We start from the raw sequence: 17,273 nt of genomic DNA on the forward strand, positions 1-17,273 counted from the left end.
CCACCTAGTGCGAAGACTCTATAGGAGGAAAGCAAGTGGAGTTATCTTGCGTAGGGGTCGGTGCCGGGCCGTCTAATTTGAGCCTTGCGTGTCAGATACACGAGCAAGTTGGGCAAGGGGCACTGTTCCTGGATCGGCAGATCGACTTCCGCTGGCATCCGGGCATCGCGTTCGATTCCTCGGAGCTCCAGGTCAGCCACTTCAAGGATCTGGTCACGCTGGTGAATCCGCGATCAGCCTACACTTTCGTAAACTTCCTGCACGAGAACGGGCGTCTGTATCACTTCCTGAACGCACAGTTCGAAGCCGTGCTCAGAGTGGAGTTCGAACAATACCTGAACTGGGTCTTCCACAGGAACCCACTTGTGCGCGGCGGCGAGACAGTGCGCGAAATCCGCTTTGACGGCGAGTTTCAGGTGCGGACCGATAAGGCGGTTCTCGGCGCCAGAAACGTTGTGGTCGGCATTGGCAAGCAGGCGCAAATTCCGCCTCAATTTCAGGGCTGGATTGGACGCAACCTGTTCCACTCATCTGTTTTACTGCACATCCACCCTGAGGTGCGGAGAAAGCATGTCTGCGTGGTCGGCGGAGGCCAGTCGGGAGCCGAGGTGATGTTGCACCTTGTCGGCCTGCCGAACGAACGGCGGCCTGCCTCGATCACTTGGGTCTCGCAGCGCGAAAACTATCTGCCTCTGGACAACAGCCCGTTCACAAACGAGTTGTTCATGCCCTGCTTTTCGGATCGTTTCGCGGCCATGAGCGAGTCGCAGCGTAAGCTGCTCCTGCGGCGTTTCGTGCTTGCCTCGGACGGCATTTCGGAAAGCACATTGCGCGCGATCTATCAGGCGCTCTACCGCCACGCATTTTTCGAGCCAAACCGATCCGACATCACACTGCGGCCGGGCTGCACCGTCTCGCACTGCATCAACGCCGGCGCGGGTCACAGGCTGACCCTGCAGCACGGCATGGTCGAGGTCGAAGAAGTCACGGCTGACATCGTCATCCTGGCAACCGGTTACGAGAACGCGATCCCAGACTTCTTGGAACCCATCGCGCACCGGCTGGAGCATATCGACAATGAATTAGCTATTCGCGAGGACTTTTCGGTGAGCTGGGACGGACCGCGTGACAGCCGCATCTTCGTACAAAATGCGAGCCTCGGGCAGCGCGGCCTGGCCGATCCGAACCTAAGCCTGCTGGCCTGGCGCGCGCGCCGCATCCTCGATAGCCTTCTTGGGCGCGCGCCATGCGCGAACCCGGAGCATCCTGGCTTCATCAGCCATACCTCGATCGAGAGCTGGCCCGCCCCCGTAGCCGAAGAAATGGGCAGCGGGATATGACTCGTAAACTTCTGATCATCGGCGGTGGCATCCTGGGAATGATGTCCGCCTCCGTTGCGGCGAAGGCCGGAGGCTTCTCCGAAATCATCGTGACCGAACAAGTTCTTGGACCAAGCGGCGCATCGCATTATTCTGGGGGCGTGCATTTCCCCTACGGTTGTCAAGACCGTACCAGGTCGCTCACTCGAAAGAGCGCTGTGATCTTGGCGGCCATGGCTGGGTCGGCGGTGGGATGGTGCCGGCCTTTAGCGATGCGTGTCGCGGCTGGACCGGGTGAACCGATTGATCCGGCCCAGTTTACCGAAGCCCTGGACCCGGCTGAGCCTGACATAGCCAGTCTCGCGCCGAGCTTCTGCGGACAAAATCCGTCGGAGCGGAACGCACTTAGCATCGCCTCCCTCATCACGTGAGTCCGTCTCTGTGGACCCGCAACTTGATCAGCGCCCGACCGCCCTAATTGGCATGTCCAACCAAACCAGTGTTTCCAACAGGAGGCTTTTCGCATGTTGACTGATGCACAAAGAGAAAAGTGGCAGAAGGACGGATACGTCAGGCTCGAAAGGTTCTTCGATCCAGCGGCTCAGGAAGATATCTCTACCTTTGTCGAAGATATGTCACGCTGGGCCGTCAGCGATGACAAATGGCTCATGTGGTTCGAGAAGACGACGGACAATCGAAAGATCACCTCCAAGATGGAGAATTTTCTCGACTTCCATGATCCATTGCGTCGTTTGCTCTTAGAAGATCAGCGCATAAAGTCAGCGGTCGAGGAGTTGCTTGGCGAAGATTCGCGCAGGCTCAAGGAGTTGCTGATTTTCCACTACCCCGACAGCGGCGGCTATCTCCCGCATCAGGACATTTATCACATTCCACACAAACTCCCGGATCGGATGGTCCATGCGGTGGTTGCCATAGGCATCGACGACTCCGACGAGGAAAACGGCGGGCTTTTCTTCAGCCCCGGCAACCACAAGAAGGGGGTGTTTCCCATGGATGCCGGTGGGGTGATCGATCCTCAAGTCGCCGAAATGTTCTCCTGGGAACCCGTAGTATGGAAGGCTGGCGACATCTTCATCTTCGACGATTACGCACCGCACTACTCACGACCGAACAAAAGCAATCGTTCGCGGCGGACACTCTACTTGGTGTTCCAGCGTGCTTCAACCGGTGGACCGACCCGCGCTGAATATAACGTGCTTAAGCGCGCCCTTAACCCGCCCGAGGGCAAAGTGGCCGATCTCGACAAACTCAAGCCCCCAAATGGCATTTTCTATCGCGATTGAGATCACGCAGCCAGGCGGAGGCATGCACACGAAACTGATCGACCGCTCAAAAATGCGCGGGGAGTATCGCGTTCTGATTTGCGGCTCGCGGAGCATCGACCGCAGCCCGTTACGACGCTTTGGCACGTGGATTGCGAAGGTGGTCGCAGGCGGTCTTCTGTGCGCCTACAGCCCGACGAGTGCCCCCCTTGGTCGCCCGCTTGCCGGCCCAGAGCTGCACTATCCTGGCCGTGCCGCCAACGGGTCGGGCTGCCGTTTCTCTCCACGAAGTGCATTTGAGGCTGTTGCGTTGGCAGCCGAAGGTCCGTCCCACTCTTCAACAGCTTAGGTTCTTTGTCATGCGCAAATACACGTTTTCTCGAACGGAACTGTCGCGGGCGTTCGGTATCGACACGGCCACGCTTGGAACGGGCAGCGCTCGCACGGGGTTTTCATTCGGAAAGGTTGGACCCGGCGTCACATCCGAGCCCCATCGGCACGACGAAATCGAGGCGTTCGTGTTCCTGTCAGGATCGGGCAATGTCAGGACCGACCGGGGGGAAATCTCGGTCGAGGCCGGCGATGTCGTTCTGTTCCACCCTTTTGAAGCGCATGTGCTGCGCAATGACGGAAACAAAGACCTAGATTTCGTCGCTGTCTACTGGCGAGACGGCGAGGCCGCCCTTGATGCCGCTGCAAAGACCACGGCTCCACGCGGCCCAATCTTCGTCTTCTCCACGCCGCCAACGCCAAATGGCGATCTGCATCTGGGGCATCTTTCTGGCCCCTATTTCGGCGCTGACGTCTATACCCGTTTCCTGCGCATGAAAGGAGTCGAGGCCTATCACCTGACCGGAAGCGACGATTACCAGAGCTACGTCGCGACACGCGCCGATGCCGATCAATCGACGCCTGCAAACGTGGCGCGCTACTACGCCGACGAGATTCGCGCCACGCTTGCACTTCTCGATTGTGAGGTCCACAGCTTCCAAGCCACAATGGGCGATGACGGTTACGGCGAGTTCCAAACCGCGTGTTTCCGGAGTCTTCTGAGCAGCGCGGCGGTAGATTTGCGCCAGAGCCCTGCGCTTTTTGATGCTGTGACAGGCCATTATCTTTACGAGCCGGATGTTGGCGGCCTCTGCCCCGATTGCGGCGGCTCCGCCGCTGGCAACATCTGCGAGGAATGCGGTGCCCCAAACCTTTGCCACGACTTAGGTGCAGCGCGGTCACGGCAGTCTGCCGAGGCGCCGGTGGTCGGCTCCCTCCGCCGTCCGGAACTTGCCATGGACCAATGCTACGACAATATCGACCGGCATCTAAGGGGGTCGGGCGCCCCGCTACGGATCTTGGACCTCTTCGCGCGCCTACGCCAACGCGGCGACTTTTCAGTGCCCATTACCCACCCCTCGGACTGGGGCCTGCCGGCCGAGGGGTTCCCGGGGCAAGTGATCTGGGTGTGGCCGGAGATGGCATTCGGTTTTCTGTACAACATCCAGGCGCTCGGCCGCTCGATGGGTCGCGACTGGAAGGCGGAGATGCCCGGCAACGACTGGCAGATTGTCCATTTCTTCGGCTTCGACAATTCGTTCTACCACGCGCTACTCTACCCCGCTCTTTACGCCGAGGTCTTCTCCCACTGGACGCCACGCATTCGCTATCACGTCAACGAGTTCTACCTGCTCGACGGCAAGAAATTCTCAACCAGCTGCCGCCATGCGGTCTGGGGCAAGGAGGTTCTGAGCCCAAAGACAGTCGACGTCGTGCGCCTTCATTTGGGCCTGACACGCCCGGAAGGTGAGCGGACGGATTTCACGCTGGACGGGCTGCGCCGCACCGAGAAGGAGGTCTTCCAAGGGATTTGGCTGAACTGGCTTGTTGCGTTGGACCAGGAAATCAAGCAGGATTTTGCCGGCCGTGTACCCGATGCAGGCGACTGGAGCCCAGTCGACCGCGCCTTTTTTGCTCGGATAGAGATCTATCGCGCGGCGATGGAGCGGGCATATTCGGACGAAGGCTTCTCGGTCCGGCGCGCGGCCGCTCAGGCCTGCGATTTCGTGCGCGATTGCGTGATCTACCGTCGGGCGCGAGACTATGCGGCTGCGCGATGTTTCTACCCCGCCCGCAATCGAACTTCGCTAGCCCTTCAGACGACGGCCGCTGCGATCATGGCACCGACAGTCGCGCCGTTAATGCCCCGGTTCGCCAGAACGCTGGCGCGAGGCATCGATGGCGTCTCAACCGAAACATGGCCCCGGTCCGTCCAGCGCCTTGCACCCGGGACGCGCTTTGATCTCAGACCCGTGTTGGTGTTCTACGCCAAGTCCTGCAATCCTCATCTCGATGAGGAGGAAGCACTATGAGCCCGAAGGTGCACCAGTGAGCTGTCCCAATCTCGACCTGCAAGCCGATGCTTCAGATGCCGCCCATGCAGAGGTATTTCATTTCGAGGTAGTCCTCGAGGCCATGGCGGGATCCCTCACGACCGATGCCGGACTGTTTTATCCCACCGAACGGCGCCGCTTCCGAAGACATCCGGCCGGTATTTACCCCGACCATTCCATATTCCAAGGCCTCGGCGACACGCCAGACACGCTTCAGGTTGGAGGCATAAAAATAGGCCGCGAGGCCGTAGATCGTTTCATTGGCATCACGCACGACCTGATCCGCATCTTTGAAGCGAATAATCGGTGCGAGCGGCCCGAATGTCTCTTCTTGCGCGACGGTCATCTCACTGGTGACACCGGTCAGGACCGTTGGTTGGAAAAACGTGCCATTCGTGCCGAGGCGTTTGCCCCCGCATCGAATTGCGCCGCCTTTAGTTACGGCATCGGCAATATGGGATTCAATCTTGGCCAAAGCCTGCTTGTCGATGAGGGGTCCGATGTCCACTCCGGGCGCGAAACCGTCACCAACTTGAAGTAGGCGAGCCCGTTCCACGAATTTCTCGACGAACTCGTCGTGAACGCCCGACTGGACGTAAAGGCGGTTCGCTGAAACGCAGGTCTGGCCGGCATTGCGGTACTTCGCCTGGATCGCACCGTCAACTGCGGCATCGACATCCGCATCATCGAACACGATGAAAGGTGCATTGCCGCCGAGCTCTAGGCTGACTTTTTTGATCTGGTCCGAGCACTGGCGCATGAGTAGGCGCCCGATCTCCGTAGACCCGGTGAAGCTGATCTTGCGGACCTTGGGATTTGTGCAAAGTTCGCGGCCGACCGCGTCACCTTCGGATGCATAGATCAGGTTGACGACGCCTTCGGGAAAGCCTGCCTGATGGGCGAGGGCGAACATTGCTCCAGCCACGAGCGGCGTCTGTTCAGCGGGCTTGAGGACGATCGTGCAGCCCGCTGCCAAGGCTGGCGAGATTTTGCGCGCCACCATCGAGGCTGGGAAATTCCATGGCGTTATCGTGCCGACGACCCCGATGGGCTGCTTGATCACCAACATTCGGCGGTCCGTCGATGGTGCGGAGATCGTCTCGCCATAGACGCGATTTGCCTCCTCGGCATACCATTGCAGATACGCCGCAGCATGCGATATCTCCGATTTGGCTTCCGCAAGCGGCTTGCCCATCTCCGCGGTGAGAATTGCAGCGAGATCGTCGGCGTGGTCGATGATCAACTGATGCCATCGCCATAGAACGTCGCTGCGCTCACGTGCGGTAAACCCTGCCCATCCAGGCTGCGCGACATAGGCCTTGTCGATCGCAGCGCATGTCTCCTCGACACCCATATCGGGTAGCTCTGCCAGCACTTCGCCTGTCGACGGGTTGAGAACCTCAAGTGTCCGCTCGCCCATCCGCGTGCCAAGTGCAGGCAGGCGATCGATGGGTCCAAACAGGTCAGGGGATCGCAGGTGACGGATCATCGGCGGGCACAGGGGCAATACCGGATTCCTCCTCAACGCAGCAGGTGTATATAGTCGGTGGGGTGTGTATTCCGGACGTAAAGGTTCCTTATAGGGCCTCGGCCATACAGCTAGCAGACCACGGTACACAAGTGGGAGGGAGAATATCTGAATTCGCTACAAGACGCCTAGCGGTTCTACTAGTCGGGCTCGACGGTCGGTTGCGCGGTGGCAGGTCTGGCCCGCGCGCAACCTTTCCATAGCTCTTCGCTGCCAGCGCCTTCACCATCTCAGGCTCTGCGTCGCCGGCCACCACCAGCACGGCGTTGTTCGGTATCCGTTGGAGATCGTGAATGCGTCGGTGCCGTTCAGCTTCTCCATCTCCTGCCTCCAGCCGTTGACCGGAATGCGGTAGGCCTGATTGGCTGCAACGTCGCGTTGACCTTCCCGTCCAGCAGTTCGTCTCTGTGCGGCAACGGCGCTCCTTCAGGATCGCGTTTCGCTCGCTGTAGATCATGGTCGTTTAGCGGCCTCGAAGCCCATCATCTCGCCCAAAGCGATTTATAGGCGGTGAGGGCGGTATTATAGCCGCTGACTGAGACGGCTCCGTCGAACTCGCTGTCGGCGCGGTTGGGCGTCGCCCTAAAGATCAGACGCTCGAGGGAAGGGGCAAGTTCGGGTTTGCCCGGTGGCTCGTCGGCGCTGCGGACCTTGTGCCAGATCATATGAGTGACCTTTGCGCGGGGTCATGTCGACCGTTCCATGCCATCATCGAGCAGGAAATCCGTAATCTTGCCGCCGTCGGTGGCGGCCAGAGCGGGAGCGGTCGTCGCCAGGGCCAGGGCGGTGGCAGTGAATGCCTTGCAGCCAGGGGGCGATCGATGGCTCCGGTTGGAAAGGCAAGTTTCGAGGCAGTGATTTGTTCCTCATTTTCCTGAACGGGCTGCGTCTTCGATCCCCGTGGGAGGATCGGCGGGCAGGCCGAGCCAGATGAATCATGCGGCCAAGGCTCACTCGAGCCTCATCTTGGGATCAGCCCAGGAGACCCGGCGGCGGTGTTCTTGGGGGATGGTCATTGGTGGGATTTTCCTTGATCGCGACGCCTTGCGGACGACCACGCATGCACCGTGCCAGATCAGAAAACATTCGAGGCATGTGGACAAGTCCGTCTGACATGTTGTGCATCCGACATTGTGGGCCATCGAACAGGGCTGAAGGCGACGCGAGCACGGCTGAGAATATCTTCTTCATTGGAGACGATTGGGCGCGCTGCTGGGGAAGGGGGACAAGATGCGCTTCGAAGGCCGCTGCACCGACGGTCAGAATTGAAATGTTGGTCCAGCGGACCGATGTCCTCGACAGTCAGACCGGGCGGTGCTGAAGGGTAGAGGCGTGAGCAGCGTAGCTAATTGGGCGCGGACCCAGCTCGCGCGCGAAGACGGACCTGAAAAAAAACGGCGGGTGGCGACATTCGCGAGGCGCTGGAAAACGAGGTCGTAGGACTGGGCGGGAAAAACGATGCCGTTGCTCTCTTTTGGCGTGATGGCCTGCCGCGAGGCCGTTGAACGTGATGAGTTGCTGCGGGAAAGGGAGTGTTTTCGCGGGACCTTGGTCAAGGTAAGAAACAAACGTCGAGCTCGCCTTGGATGGGGGCATGCAGCACATTTGCCGCTGCAGGAAAGCAGCACGGAAGCTGTCCGCGCCTGCCGTCGTCCATGGGAACCAAACAGCAGAATTTGGCGGTCGCGATTGATTTCATGTGCGTAAAATACCGCCTGGTGCGCTCGGCTGCAAATGCATGCTTGGCGGATTGGTCGCTTAGGTCAAGAGCATCGCGTGAGTAACAGCCTGACCTTGCTCAATCTGATGCGCGCTAACCGCCTCGCCGGATTGTGGAACTGCTCGCGGGTGGCTTCTACCACAAACAGCAAGGTCATGAAATCAAGCAGGAAGTCGTCAATCGCTTGGGCGATTGTTTCTGACTTGCCCTTGAACTGGTCCAGCAAAACGCGCGCGCTATCGATCGCTTCCACGCCGGTCGCATCGATCAACCCCTCGACCCTCTTGAAACAATCCAACTCGAAACTCCTTAAGGCGCTCCCAAGGTGTTATGCACGAAGGCAGCTCCGTGAACTACCCGGCCTTTTGACCTGGCGGCACGAGCAGCGGTCGGCCTTACGTCCCGCGCCTCCAAACACGAGCCATCGACGTGGCGCTGAGGAGCGTTGGAAGAAATTGGGCGCTTCCGGCCACGCTCGAGCGGTAGTATAGGACAGTGCTTGCTGGCGGCTACGCCCACAATGGAGTGCGCCAGCTGATCGGGGCTTAACAATTTTTCGCTTTTTGCTGCGCCCAACTCTCGGCTATGACTCGGACAGGCCTAATGGCCGCCCACGTGCATTGTAGAAGAAGGAACAAGTATATGACGACTGGAACGGTAAAGTGGTTCAACAGCACCAAGGGGTTTGGATTTATCCAGCCCGACAATGGCGGTCCGGATGTTTTCGTCCACATTTCCGCTGTCGAACGCGCGGGCCTCTCGACCCTCGCTGACGGCCAGAAGATCAACTATGAGATCGAGCAGGATCGCCGCACTGGCAAGTCCTCCGCTGGCAGCCTCAGCAAAGCTGGTTGATCTCCTGCGTCTTGGCAAGAGTAGGCACGTAGGTCCTCACGGCCGCTCGATGGGACCGAGCAAAAACTGAGGCCAACAGATTGCTGCAGGCGTCGCGAATTCCTCATGAAACAAGTTGTTTAAAAGGAAGGCGGGGTTGTCCCCGCCTTTTTATATGACGCGCAGATTAAGCCGATGGATGCAACGCTCCAGAACGACCGAAATCAAGCCGCGACCTTCTTGCGAGTTCGCTTCGTCGGCACCGGCGCTTCCGGCTCTTTCGGCGCTTTCTGTTTGCGGCCGAGCCCCATCGTTTTGGCCAATGACGAACGCTTCGCGGCGTAGTTCGGCGCCACCATGGGATAATCCACCGGCAGGCCCCATTTGGCCCGATATTCACCCGGCGTCAGCCCATAGTGGGTCGACAGATGGCGCTTTAAAGATTTGAATTTCTTCCCGTCTTCAAGGGAGATGATGTAGTCCGGTGTCACCGACTTCCTGATCGGGACTGCAGGCGTAAGGGCAACCGGCTCTTGTGCAGAGATACCTCCGGCCGTCGCTCTCAGAGCCGCATGCACTTGGCCGATGAGGGCAGGGAGATCCCCCATCGGGATCGGATTGTTGGACACGTAGGCCGACACGACATCGGCGGCAAGCTCAATGAGGGTGTCGACGTTTTTTCCGGCTTCTTCTGTCATGAAACTCTCCAGGCGGTGAAACATAGTCAGCGAAGCGTCGCTTCATAGGGCCGGTTGCCGCTGAAAGCAACAATGTCTCTGACTGCGTTATTGCCAATGCTCGTCCAGAAGCGACATCGATGCGCCATATTTCGCGGCGTGACCGCTGAGCCACTCGTTGTTGGCGACCCTGCCGAGGTGCGTGGCGCGTGCCGCTCTAACTTAGCGCCGAAGTCGCTAGTAGCCTCGAGGCTAAGCGCGCTGTTTTTGTCTCGCCTTGCTTCTTTGGACTGTGAAATCGAGCGATAGTGGTCGGTTGATGGTGGGCGTCAGGGACGATGGAACAAACGTTCATTGGCAATGGCCAAAGTGATGTAAGTTCATCGCCGGTGAGCCGCTTTTGCAAAGGGGCTGGGAACCGCCGCTGATAAACCTAGGGCATGAATGTATTTCGAGGCGTTTCTTAGCCGGTCCTGGAGAGGCGGCAATGGCTGCGGATGACACCTGTTCCACGAAATCAAACAACGCGGCGACCGGCAGCTTCTCGAATCTGGAGCGGCTTCTCGCAAGTTGGCGCCGCGCCGAGAGGCCGGGCAAGGACAGTGAGCCGCCTGCATCAATCATACGCATCAACCAGCCAGCGACGCGTCCTCATACAGAATGCCGCGACCGGCCGTGTGATCTCGCCGGTAGTCGCCGAGGCCCTCTGCATGAAGCCTCCGGATGTGCTGACGATCAACCAGGCCAGAAAGGTCGACGTCCTGAAGCAGGGATGACATGAGTTTGCCACTATGCGCAGGCTTGCCTTGCCCTTCCGCGGCATTTTGCGGGGCCTGTGAGTTGGGCAAGCTCGGCACTTCGATCGACTTGGCGTCACCCGGCTCATCGCCATCACGCGTTTCGGTCTGGTCCTACGCCGTGACGTTGACTCCGTTCGCGATGCCATTGAACTGCCGTGGAGAACGGCCGAGGCGGAAGGGCTGATCAACCGCCTGAAGACGATCAAACGTACCATTAGGCAGCGCCGGCTGCGAACTCCCTAGGCACGCATGCTGCCACTCAGCCGGCCTAATCACCACACGAAGCGAGGAAGAACCTGGTCAAGTGCAAAGCGACAATTGCCTCGACAGCAGGTCCAGGAAGGTTTATGCTGCCCGATGTTACCGCAATCCTGAATGGCGATTGAGTACCTTCACGAGTGAAGGGAGTGGAACTGCTTTGTCGGCCAAATTGTTGACGGAACGCCCGGCGCCCATTGTTGCTACATGTCTAGATTCTTGGGGCGTTTTGGATGATGCAATCCACCACCTCACTCCAAAGGGCGGTGGAATCTGGAACAATGTCGCTTTTGTACGCACGACATCCTTCGTGCCCGATTGGCATATTGTCTTTAACTCTGCTTCTCTTTTTGGGCTCCCTGTTGATATCGAGGCGAGCCCCAACAGGACAATTTTTGCAATCGGCGAACCGCCGACGAAAGCTCATCGTGCATTTCATGAAGGGCAGGGGAAAAATACTATCGTCCTGACGTCTGACGCAGAGCTGGTTGCTCGGCAGAATGCAGCTCGCAGATTCGTTTTGTCTCCACCGATCACTCGGTCTTGGTCTGTAAACAAGACATATGACCAACTTCTGGTCAGCGAAGTCATGGATAAGCCACTTCGGCTCTCATGGATTACCAGTAACATCGCCCTGCTTAAAGGACATCGGTATCGGCTGGCGTTTCTGGAACGGCTAAGAAAGGAGCTCGATTTTGACCTGTTCGGCCGAGGTTTTCGGCTGATTGGAGATAAATGGAACGCACTCGCACCTTATCGCTACAGTATAGCGTTCGAGAATACTCGTGCTGATTACTATTTTACAGAGAAGCTTATGGACTGCTTCGTCGCTGAAACAATGCCGATCTATTACGGCAGCCCGGCAATCACGAGGTTCTTCCCTTCGGACTCTATGGTTCTGATTGACCCAGAGGACAAGAACGTAATCCAAAAAATTCAAGAAATTATCAACTCAGACCTCTGGAAGGAACGTCGCGGCGCAATAAGAGAGGCGAAGCGGCTAGTCCTCGAGAAATATAATACGTTTGCCTATCTCGCGGGCTTCATCGAAAGCGTTCAGGATAAACCCTTACCGCCAGAAATTATACACATCGAATCGCCTGAAGTTGATTTTTCGATAGACGAATGAAGTACTCCAACGCTCGCTTCGCGTGCCCGGCGGTTGGTGGTCTCACGAGATCGGTGCGGAACGCCCGGCGGAGAATGCCTGCTGCGCAAACGGGCCGGCACGGGCGCACAAGGTCATGCGCCCCCGGCTGCCGCTAATCAGACGAACTGGGGAAGGCCAGGAACGGAATTGAGGACCTCGTCCACGAGTTCGTCGCCGGCATGTTCCTTGGCGCAGGCGATCGTCTCGTTGGCGAGGGCGGCGATCTTTGCCATGCTGAGACCCTCACTCATCAATTGCTGCCCGAGCCCCATAAGGCCGCCACCCTCTGGGTCGTCGCCATGATACTTCGCTACTAATTCCGAAGCTCCCGGAATGGCCTCGATCATGCGCGCGCCGGGACCGTCGGCCGCGTGGCTCCGCAGGAAACCCAGCATTAACCCAACGGCCTTCTCTGCGACAGCCGGGCCGATGCCGGCACCAGTGGCGATGCGCGGTAAGATTTCTTCCATGCAGGGTCTCTCTCTCTTTGATTACGTTTACAAGGGGCCGGTCCGGCGCCCCGCGCCTTTGGCCGAACCACAATTGAACTCCACAAAATAGGCCAGCGGAGGTGCTATTGCGCCTAAAACCGCCTCTGTCAACGCAAGCTGCGTCGGACGTGCGTGTTTCCCAAACCGAAGATCATTCCAATTCACTTCATTACGCACTGGCAACCGCACAGTTTGCGGTGGCTCGCTTATGAGCCAATGCCCCGCGCCCGTCAAATGATGGCGACAACATGGTCATCGCCTAGGATCTGTGGATCAAGGTGTGAGGCAGTTGCAGCGGGTGGACCTGCTCAAGCGCCGCGCCATCCTCGCGTGATGGGATGTTCGTAGAAGCGGAGCTATATGCCGGTGTGACGATCGATGAAGGCAGAACGGCTATTCCGCTACGACCTCCATACTGTCGCACAGACCGTCGCTGCTTAGGTATTGAAACCGCCATCGCTGGTGACATCACAATGTGCAGTCGGCGGGTGTCGACAAGGCCGATTCACGCAATCAGCAGGTCAGGAGGAACGAATGAACCCTGACGCTTCAGAAGCTCACTTTTCGCAAGGCGTGCAGCGCACATCGTGCAAGAGATTGCCAGTCTTGCGGATGCTGTCGACTTTCTCAACCTTGGCTGGAAGATCGCAGTGACCGAATCTACGAAGCCGCCCTCAGGGCGTGCTTTGATCCATAAAACCGGTTGCCAACCAGGGATACTCCTCCTCCCTGAAGTCCAATCGAGAAGAGCGATCACTTCCAAGAGGGTCCCAGCTCAGCTGCGAAAACAGGTGTGAGACCCCGTCCTCTCCCTCAAGCTGATCTAGCTCAGGGCGTTCATGAGCCGCAGATCGCATAATGGCTGCGTGGACGACGCAGGAAGACCAATTATGAAAATCCTATTCAGTACGATGGCTGTCACCTTGCTGGCACCCACCGCCTTTGCTGCGGATTCGATCCCCACCGACCTCAGAGATACGGCATTGGCCACCTTCACGGCTTTGCCATCCACCACGCCGACAGTCGCCAATAACCCGATCACCCCGGAAAAGATCGCTCTCGGCAAGGCACTGTTCTTCGATCCACGCGTCTCGGCGTCAGGCGTCTTGTCGTGCAATTCATGCCACAACCTGGCCACCGGCGGCGACGACAATCACGAAACCTCGATTGGCCATGGTTGGCAGAAGGGACAGCGCAACGCGCCGACTGTACTGAACGCTGTCTTCAACATCGCCCAGTTCTGGGATGGTCGTGCCGAAGACCTGAAGGCTCAGGCGAAGGGACCGGTCCAAGCCGGGATCGAAATGGCCAATACACCGGGCCAACTCATCGCCACTCTCAAGTCCATGCCGCAATATGTCGAGTGGTTCGATGCAGCTTTTCCGGCTGAAGCCGATCGGGTCACCTTCGACAACTTCGCCAAGGCGATCGAAGCCTTCGAGGCGACACTGGTCACACCTGCCCCGTTCGACAGCTTCCTGAATGGTGATGAGGTTGCCATGACTTCCGAACAGAAACAGGGCCTGGTGCTTTTCATGGACAAAGGCTGCTCGTCCTGCCATGCCGGCATCAACGTTGGTGGGCAAGCCTATTTCCCCTTTGGCCTCGTGGAACAGCCCAGCGCCGAGGTCCTGCCGGACAAAGACAAGGGCCGATTCGCGGTCACCAATGCAGCCGATGACTACTATGTTTTCCGCGTGGCGCCGCTGCGCAACGTTGCACTCACCGCGCCATACTTTCATTCGGGCAAGGTTTGGGATCTGAAACAGGCCGTCGCTATTATGGGGACCACCCAGCTTGGCGTAGTACTGGCGGACGAAGAAGTTGATCTGCTTGTTGCCTTCCTCAACTCGCTGACCGGAGAGGCACCCGAGGTCACCTATCCCATCTTACCCTCCGAAACGGCGACAACGCCCCGGCCTGTAACGCAGATCTTAGGAAAATAAGGGCCAACTGGCTGCGGACGTCGCAATCGAAAATGATTGCGGCTTTTACTTGGGCCACACGAATTGCCACGTCCATCTCCGAATTGGCGGGACACGCTAGCAATACCCGAAACCTGCAACCTCGCCCGTAGTCTGCGCAAATCAACTGGGGAAGCGGACAGACGCGCAGCATCATATATTGTCGCCGCCTGAGCGAACATGCCAAGCAGTCTACTTTGAGAAACGACGTGTGTACGATTTGTTCGAGGCGCGGGGCCTGTATGTTCCCAAGGACCAATACTATAGCGTGGTGTCACATTTATATTTCTGCGGGATGAGGACACGTGCCGAAGGAAAATTGCACATTTTCGCCGTGTGGCTTATTTTCAAGAGTGTGATCGGGTTGGCATATTCCCGGCCGACATCCGCCGGCCGGCAACTCCCCACACGGTGAGGAAGAGAAGCCTCACGCCTGCACTTTCTGCCGGAGCGCGCGCGCTGCAGCGACCATGTTCATGAGGGCAGGGCGGACCTCCTCCCATTTGCGTGTTTTGAGGCCACAGTCCGGGTTTATCCACAGTTGGCCGTCGGACAGTCGCTCGCGGGCAAGCATGACTAAGTCCGAAATCTCGCCGACTTCCGGGACGCGTGGTGAGTGAATATCATAGACGCCGGGACCGATTTCGTTCGGATATTTGGAGCTCGTGAAGGCGTCCAACAGTTCCATCTTCGAGCGCGACGTCTCAATCGAAATGACATCCGCATCCATTCCAGCAATCGCGTGAATGATCTCGTTGAACTCCGAATAGCACATGTGGGTATGAATTTGAGTCGCGTCCTTTACACCCGTTGAAGCGATCCGGAAACATTCGACAGCCCAGTCGAGATAGACTTTCCAGTCAGATTGGCGCAGTGGCAATCCTTCGCGAAACGCGGCCTCATCGATCTGGACCATCCTTGCGCCGGATCTTTCGAGATCCGTCACTTCGTCGCGGATGGCGAGCGCGATCTGGCGGCAGGCTTCGGAGCGGGGTACGTCGTCGCGAACAAAAGACCAGTTGAGAATGGTGACTGGGCCTGTGAGCATTCCCTTCACGGGCTTTTCCGTAAGCGACTGGGCGAATTGCCACCAGCGCACTGTCATCGGATTGCGCCTCGATACGTCGCCGAAAATGATGGGGGGACGCACGTAGCGCGACCCATAGCTTTGTACCCAGGCATGCTGGGTGAGCGCGAAGCCGGACAACTGCTCGCCGAAATGCTGTACCATGTCGTTTCGCTCGAACTCACCGTGCACCAGCACGTCCAGCCCGATCTCTTCCTGCCAGCGAATTGCAGCCTCGATCTCCTTCTTCAGGAACGTCTCATAGTCGACATAGCTCAGCTGGCCCTTCGCATGAGCGGCCCGCGCCTTGCGTACCTGCGGCGTCTGCGGGAAGGACCCGATGGTCGTCGTCGGGAACGGCGGCAGCCCGAGTGAGCCGGCTTGGACTCTGGAGCGCTCGCCAAAAGCGCTCTCTCGTCGCTTCGCGCTGTCCTCAATGCTAGCGATCCGCCCCTGAACAAGCGGGTCATGGATCCTCGTGGATGTCACGCGCGTGGCGGCAGCCTCGGCAGAGGCTTTCAACGCGCCTGCCACCGCATCCCTGCCTTGGGACACGGCCCGGGCCAGCAAGACCAGCTCGTCGGTCTTCTGGGCCGCGAAGGCGAGCCACGACCTGATGTCGGCGTCGAGTTCCGTCTCCATGCGCAGATCAATCGGCACATGCAGCATCGAGCAAGAAGGCGCGATCTCGACGCGGTCCAAGGGCCAGCCGGCGACGATCGGTTTGATGCGGTCGAGAATGGCGGGCAGGTTCGCACGCCAGACGTTGCGGCCATCGATCAAGCCAAGCGAGAGCACCAGATCCTTCGGAGCGAGCCGACCCACCGTTTCCAGCTGCTCGGGAGCGCGCACGAGATCAATATGCAGCCCGGCCAGGGGCAGAGAAACCGCGGTTTCGAGATTGTCTCCCAGCGACCCGAAATACGTAGCCAGCATGATCTTCAGCTCGGGCGCGGCTTTCGACAGCTGGCCATAGGCGAATTCGAACGCAGCTCGTTCGTTCGGGTTCAGATCGAGGACAAGCGCTGGCTCATCGATCTGCACCCAGTCGGCTCCCGACAGCTTCAGCTTCTGCAGGACTTGCTCGTAAACGGGCAGCAGCCGCGGTAGGAGCGCGATGGGACCGAACCCCTCGGCAGGCGATTTCGCAAGCTTGAGGAAGGTGATGGGTCCAAGGATGACTGGGCGTGTGTGAATGCCGAGAGCTTTAGCCTCGAGGAAGTAATCGACCGGCTTCGATGACGAGAGGGCGAACGTCTGATCATCATCGAGTTCCGGCACAATGTAGTGGTAGTTGGTGTCAAACCACTTGGTCATTTCCATCGCGGTTACACCAGGTCCATGAGCCTCCTCCTGGTGACCATCGTGTCCACAATCCTCCGTCTGACCCTGGTTGCCGCGCGCCATTGCGAAGTAGATGTCAAGTGGGACCTCGCCGCTATTCCAGCCGTAACGGGATGGAACGGCCCCGACCATGGCTGCGGTGTCGAGCACATGGTCGTAAAGCGAGAAGTCGTTCGACGGGATTTTCGACACGCCGCGATCGCGCTGCTCTTCCCAGCTAGCGGCACGGAGCGCCTTCGACGTCGTGAGAAGGTCGCCAGCGGACGATGTTCCGGACCAGTAGCTTTCAAGCGCGAATTTCAGTTCTCGCCGACGACCGAAGCGCGGCACGCCGAGCGTTGCTACAGGAATTTCCTGAGAGTCAGTCATGTCATACCCCGATGGTTGGGGCGCCGATGACAAGGAAGGCGCTAGCAGGCCGGCACGAACGCCGGCTTGCAGCGGCCACCGAGACA

Annotated in this window: 13 protein-coding genes; 7 read left to right on the forward strand and 6 right to left on the reverse strand. The window is 58.6% G+C overall.

Annotated elements, in window-relative coordinates; all coding sequences use genetic code 11:
- The first annotated feature begins 77 nt into the window (after positions 1 to 77).
- From X757_RS142570 to X757_RS142555, 4 genes are all read left to right on the forward strand, one after another.
- The gene (locus X757_RS142570) at positions 78 to 1,340 is read left to right on the forward strand and encodes a lysine N(6)-hydroxylase/L-ornithine N(5)-oxygenase family protein (RefSeq protein WP_245275097.1); all 1,263 of its coding nucleotides are present in this window, start codon (positions 78 to 80) and stop codon (positions 1,338 to 1,340) included.
- Positions 1,337 to 1,750, forward strand: a complete 414-nt coding sequence (locus X757_RS142565; RefSeq protein ID WP_023727233.1) for an FAD-dependent oxidoreductase — start codon at positions 1,337 to 1,339, stop codon at positions 1,748 to 1,750. Before X757_RS142570 ends, X757_RS142565 begins: the two co-directional genes overlap by 4 nt.
- Before the next feature lie 93 nt (positions 1,751 to 1,843).
- The gene (locus tag X757_RS142560) at positions 1,844 to 2,623 is read left to right on the forward strand and encodes a phytanoyl-CoA dioxygenase family protein (protein ID WP_023727234.1); all 780 of its coding nucleotides are present in this window, start codon (positions 1,844 to 1,846) and stop codon (positions 2,621 to 2,623) included.
- Positions 2,624 to 2,961: 338 nt separating this feature from the next.
- The gene (locus X757_RS142555; protein WP_023727235.1) at positions 2,962 to 4,965 is read left to right on the forward strand and encodes a class I tRNA ligase family protein; all 2,004 of its coding nucleotides are present in this window, start codon (positions 2,962 to 2,964) and stop codon (positions 4,963 to 4,965) included.
- Positions 4,966 to 5,017: 52 nt separating this feature from the next.
- On the opposite strand, the gene X757_RS142550 is transcribed toward X757_RS142555, so the two are convergent.
- From X757_RS142550 to X757_RS142545, 3 genes are all read right to left on the reverse strand, one after another.
- Positions 5,018 to 6,475: an NAD-dependent succinate-semialdehyde dehydrogenase gene (locus X757_RS142550; RefSeq protein ID WP_198024425.1), complete on the reverse strand. Its 1,458-nt coding sequence runs from the start codon at positions 6,473 to 6,475 to the stop codon at positions 5,018 to 5,020.
- 521 nt (positions 6,476 to 6,996) lie between these two features.
- Positions 6,997 to 7,179: a hypothetical protein gene (locus X757_RS1000000165855; protein ID WP_023727237.1), complete on the reverse strand. Its 183-nt coding sequence runs from the start codon at positions 7,177 to 7,179 to the stop codon at positions 6,997 to 6,999.
- Positions 7,180 to 8,277: 1,098 nt separating this feature from the next.
- Complete coding sequence (locus X757_RS142545; RefSeq protein WP_245275098.1) at positions 8,278 to 8,505, reverse strand: hypothetical protein; 228 nt, start codon at positions 8,503 to 8,505, stop codon at positions 8,278 to 8,280.
- A 371-nt stretch (positions 8,506 to 8,876) separates the two neighbouring features.
- Here X757_RS142545 and X757_RS142540 point away from each other — a divergent pair, with 371 nt between their 5' ends.
- A complete protein-coding gene (locus X757_RS142540; RefSeq protein WP_023671852.1) occupies positions 8,877 to 9,089 on the forward strand; it encodes a cold-shock protein in 213 nt (70 codons plus the stop codon).
- A 203-nt stretch (positions 9,090 to 9,292) separates the two neighbouring features.
- Here the strand turns inward: X757_RS142540 and X757_RS142535 are convergent, their stop codons facing one another.
- Positions 9,293 to 9,766 carry a MucR family transcriptional regulator gene (locus X757_RS142535; RefSeq protein WP_023727239.1) on the reverse strand — a complete coding sequence of 158 codons (474 nt, stop codon included), beginning with the start codon at positions 9,764 to 9,766 and terminating at the stop codon, positions 9,293 to 9,295.
- A 1,083-nt stretch (positions 9,767 to 10,849) separates the two neighbouring features.
- Between X757_RS142535 and X757_RS1000000168145 the strand changes: the two genes are divergently transcribed.
- On the forward strand, positions 10,850 to 11,932 hold the full coding sequence (locus X757_RS1000000168145) for a glycosyltransferase family 10 domain-containing protein (protein WP_198024426.1): 1,083 nt from the start codon (positions 10,850 to 10,852) through the stop codon (positions 11,930 to 11,932).
- Positions 11,933 to 12,069: 137 nt separating this feature from the next.
- On the opposite strand, the gene X757_RS142530 is transcribed toward X757_RS1000000168145, so the two are convergent.
- Positions 12,070 to 12,423 (reverse strand): hypothetical protein, encoded by a 354-nt coding sequence (locus tag X757_RS142530; protein ID WP_023671848.1) that lies wholly within the window; start codon positions 12,421 to 12,423, stop codon positions 12,070 to 12,072.
- 911 nt (positions 12,424 to 13,334) lie between these two features.
- On the opposite strand from X757_RS142530, the gene X757_RS142525 reads away from it, so the two are divergent.
- Entirely contained in the window at positions 13,335 to 14,390 is a 1,056-nt protein-coding gene (locus X757_RS142525) for a cytochrome-c peroxidase (protein ID WP_023727240.1), read from the forward strand.
- Positions 14,391 to 14,835: 445 nt separating this feature from the next.
- Here X757_RS142525 and metE read toward each other — a convergent pair whose 3' ends face one another.
- Positions 14,836 to 17,187, reverse strand: coding sequence for a 5-methyltetrahydropteroyltriglutamate--homocysteine S-methyltransferase (metE, locus tag X757_RS142520; RefSeq protein ID WP_031251506.1), 2,352 nt, complete (start codon positions 17,185 to 17,187; stop codon positions 14,836 to 14,838).
- Positions 17,188 to 17,273 lie beyond the last annotated feature (86 nt).

The organism is Mesorhizobium sp. LSHC412B00, assembly GCF_000503035.1.
Lineage (GTDB): Bacteria > Pseudomonadota > Alphaproteobacteria > Rhizobiales > Rhizobiaceae > Mesorhizobium.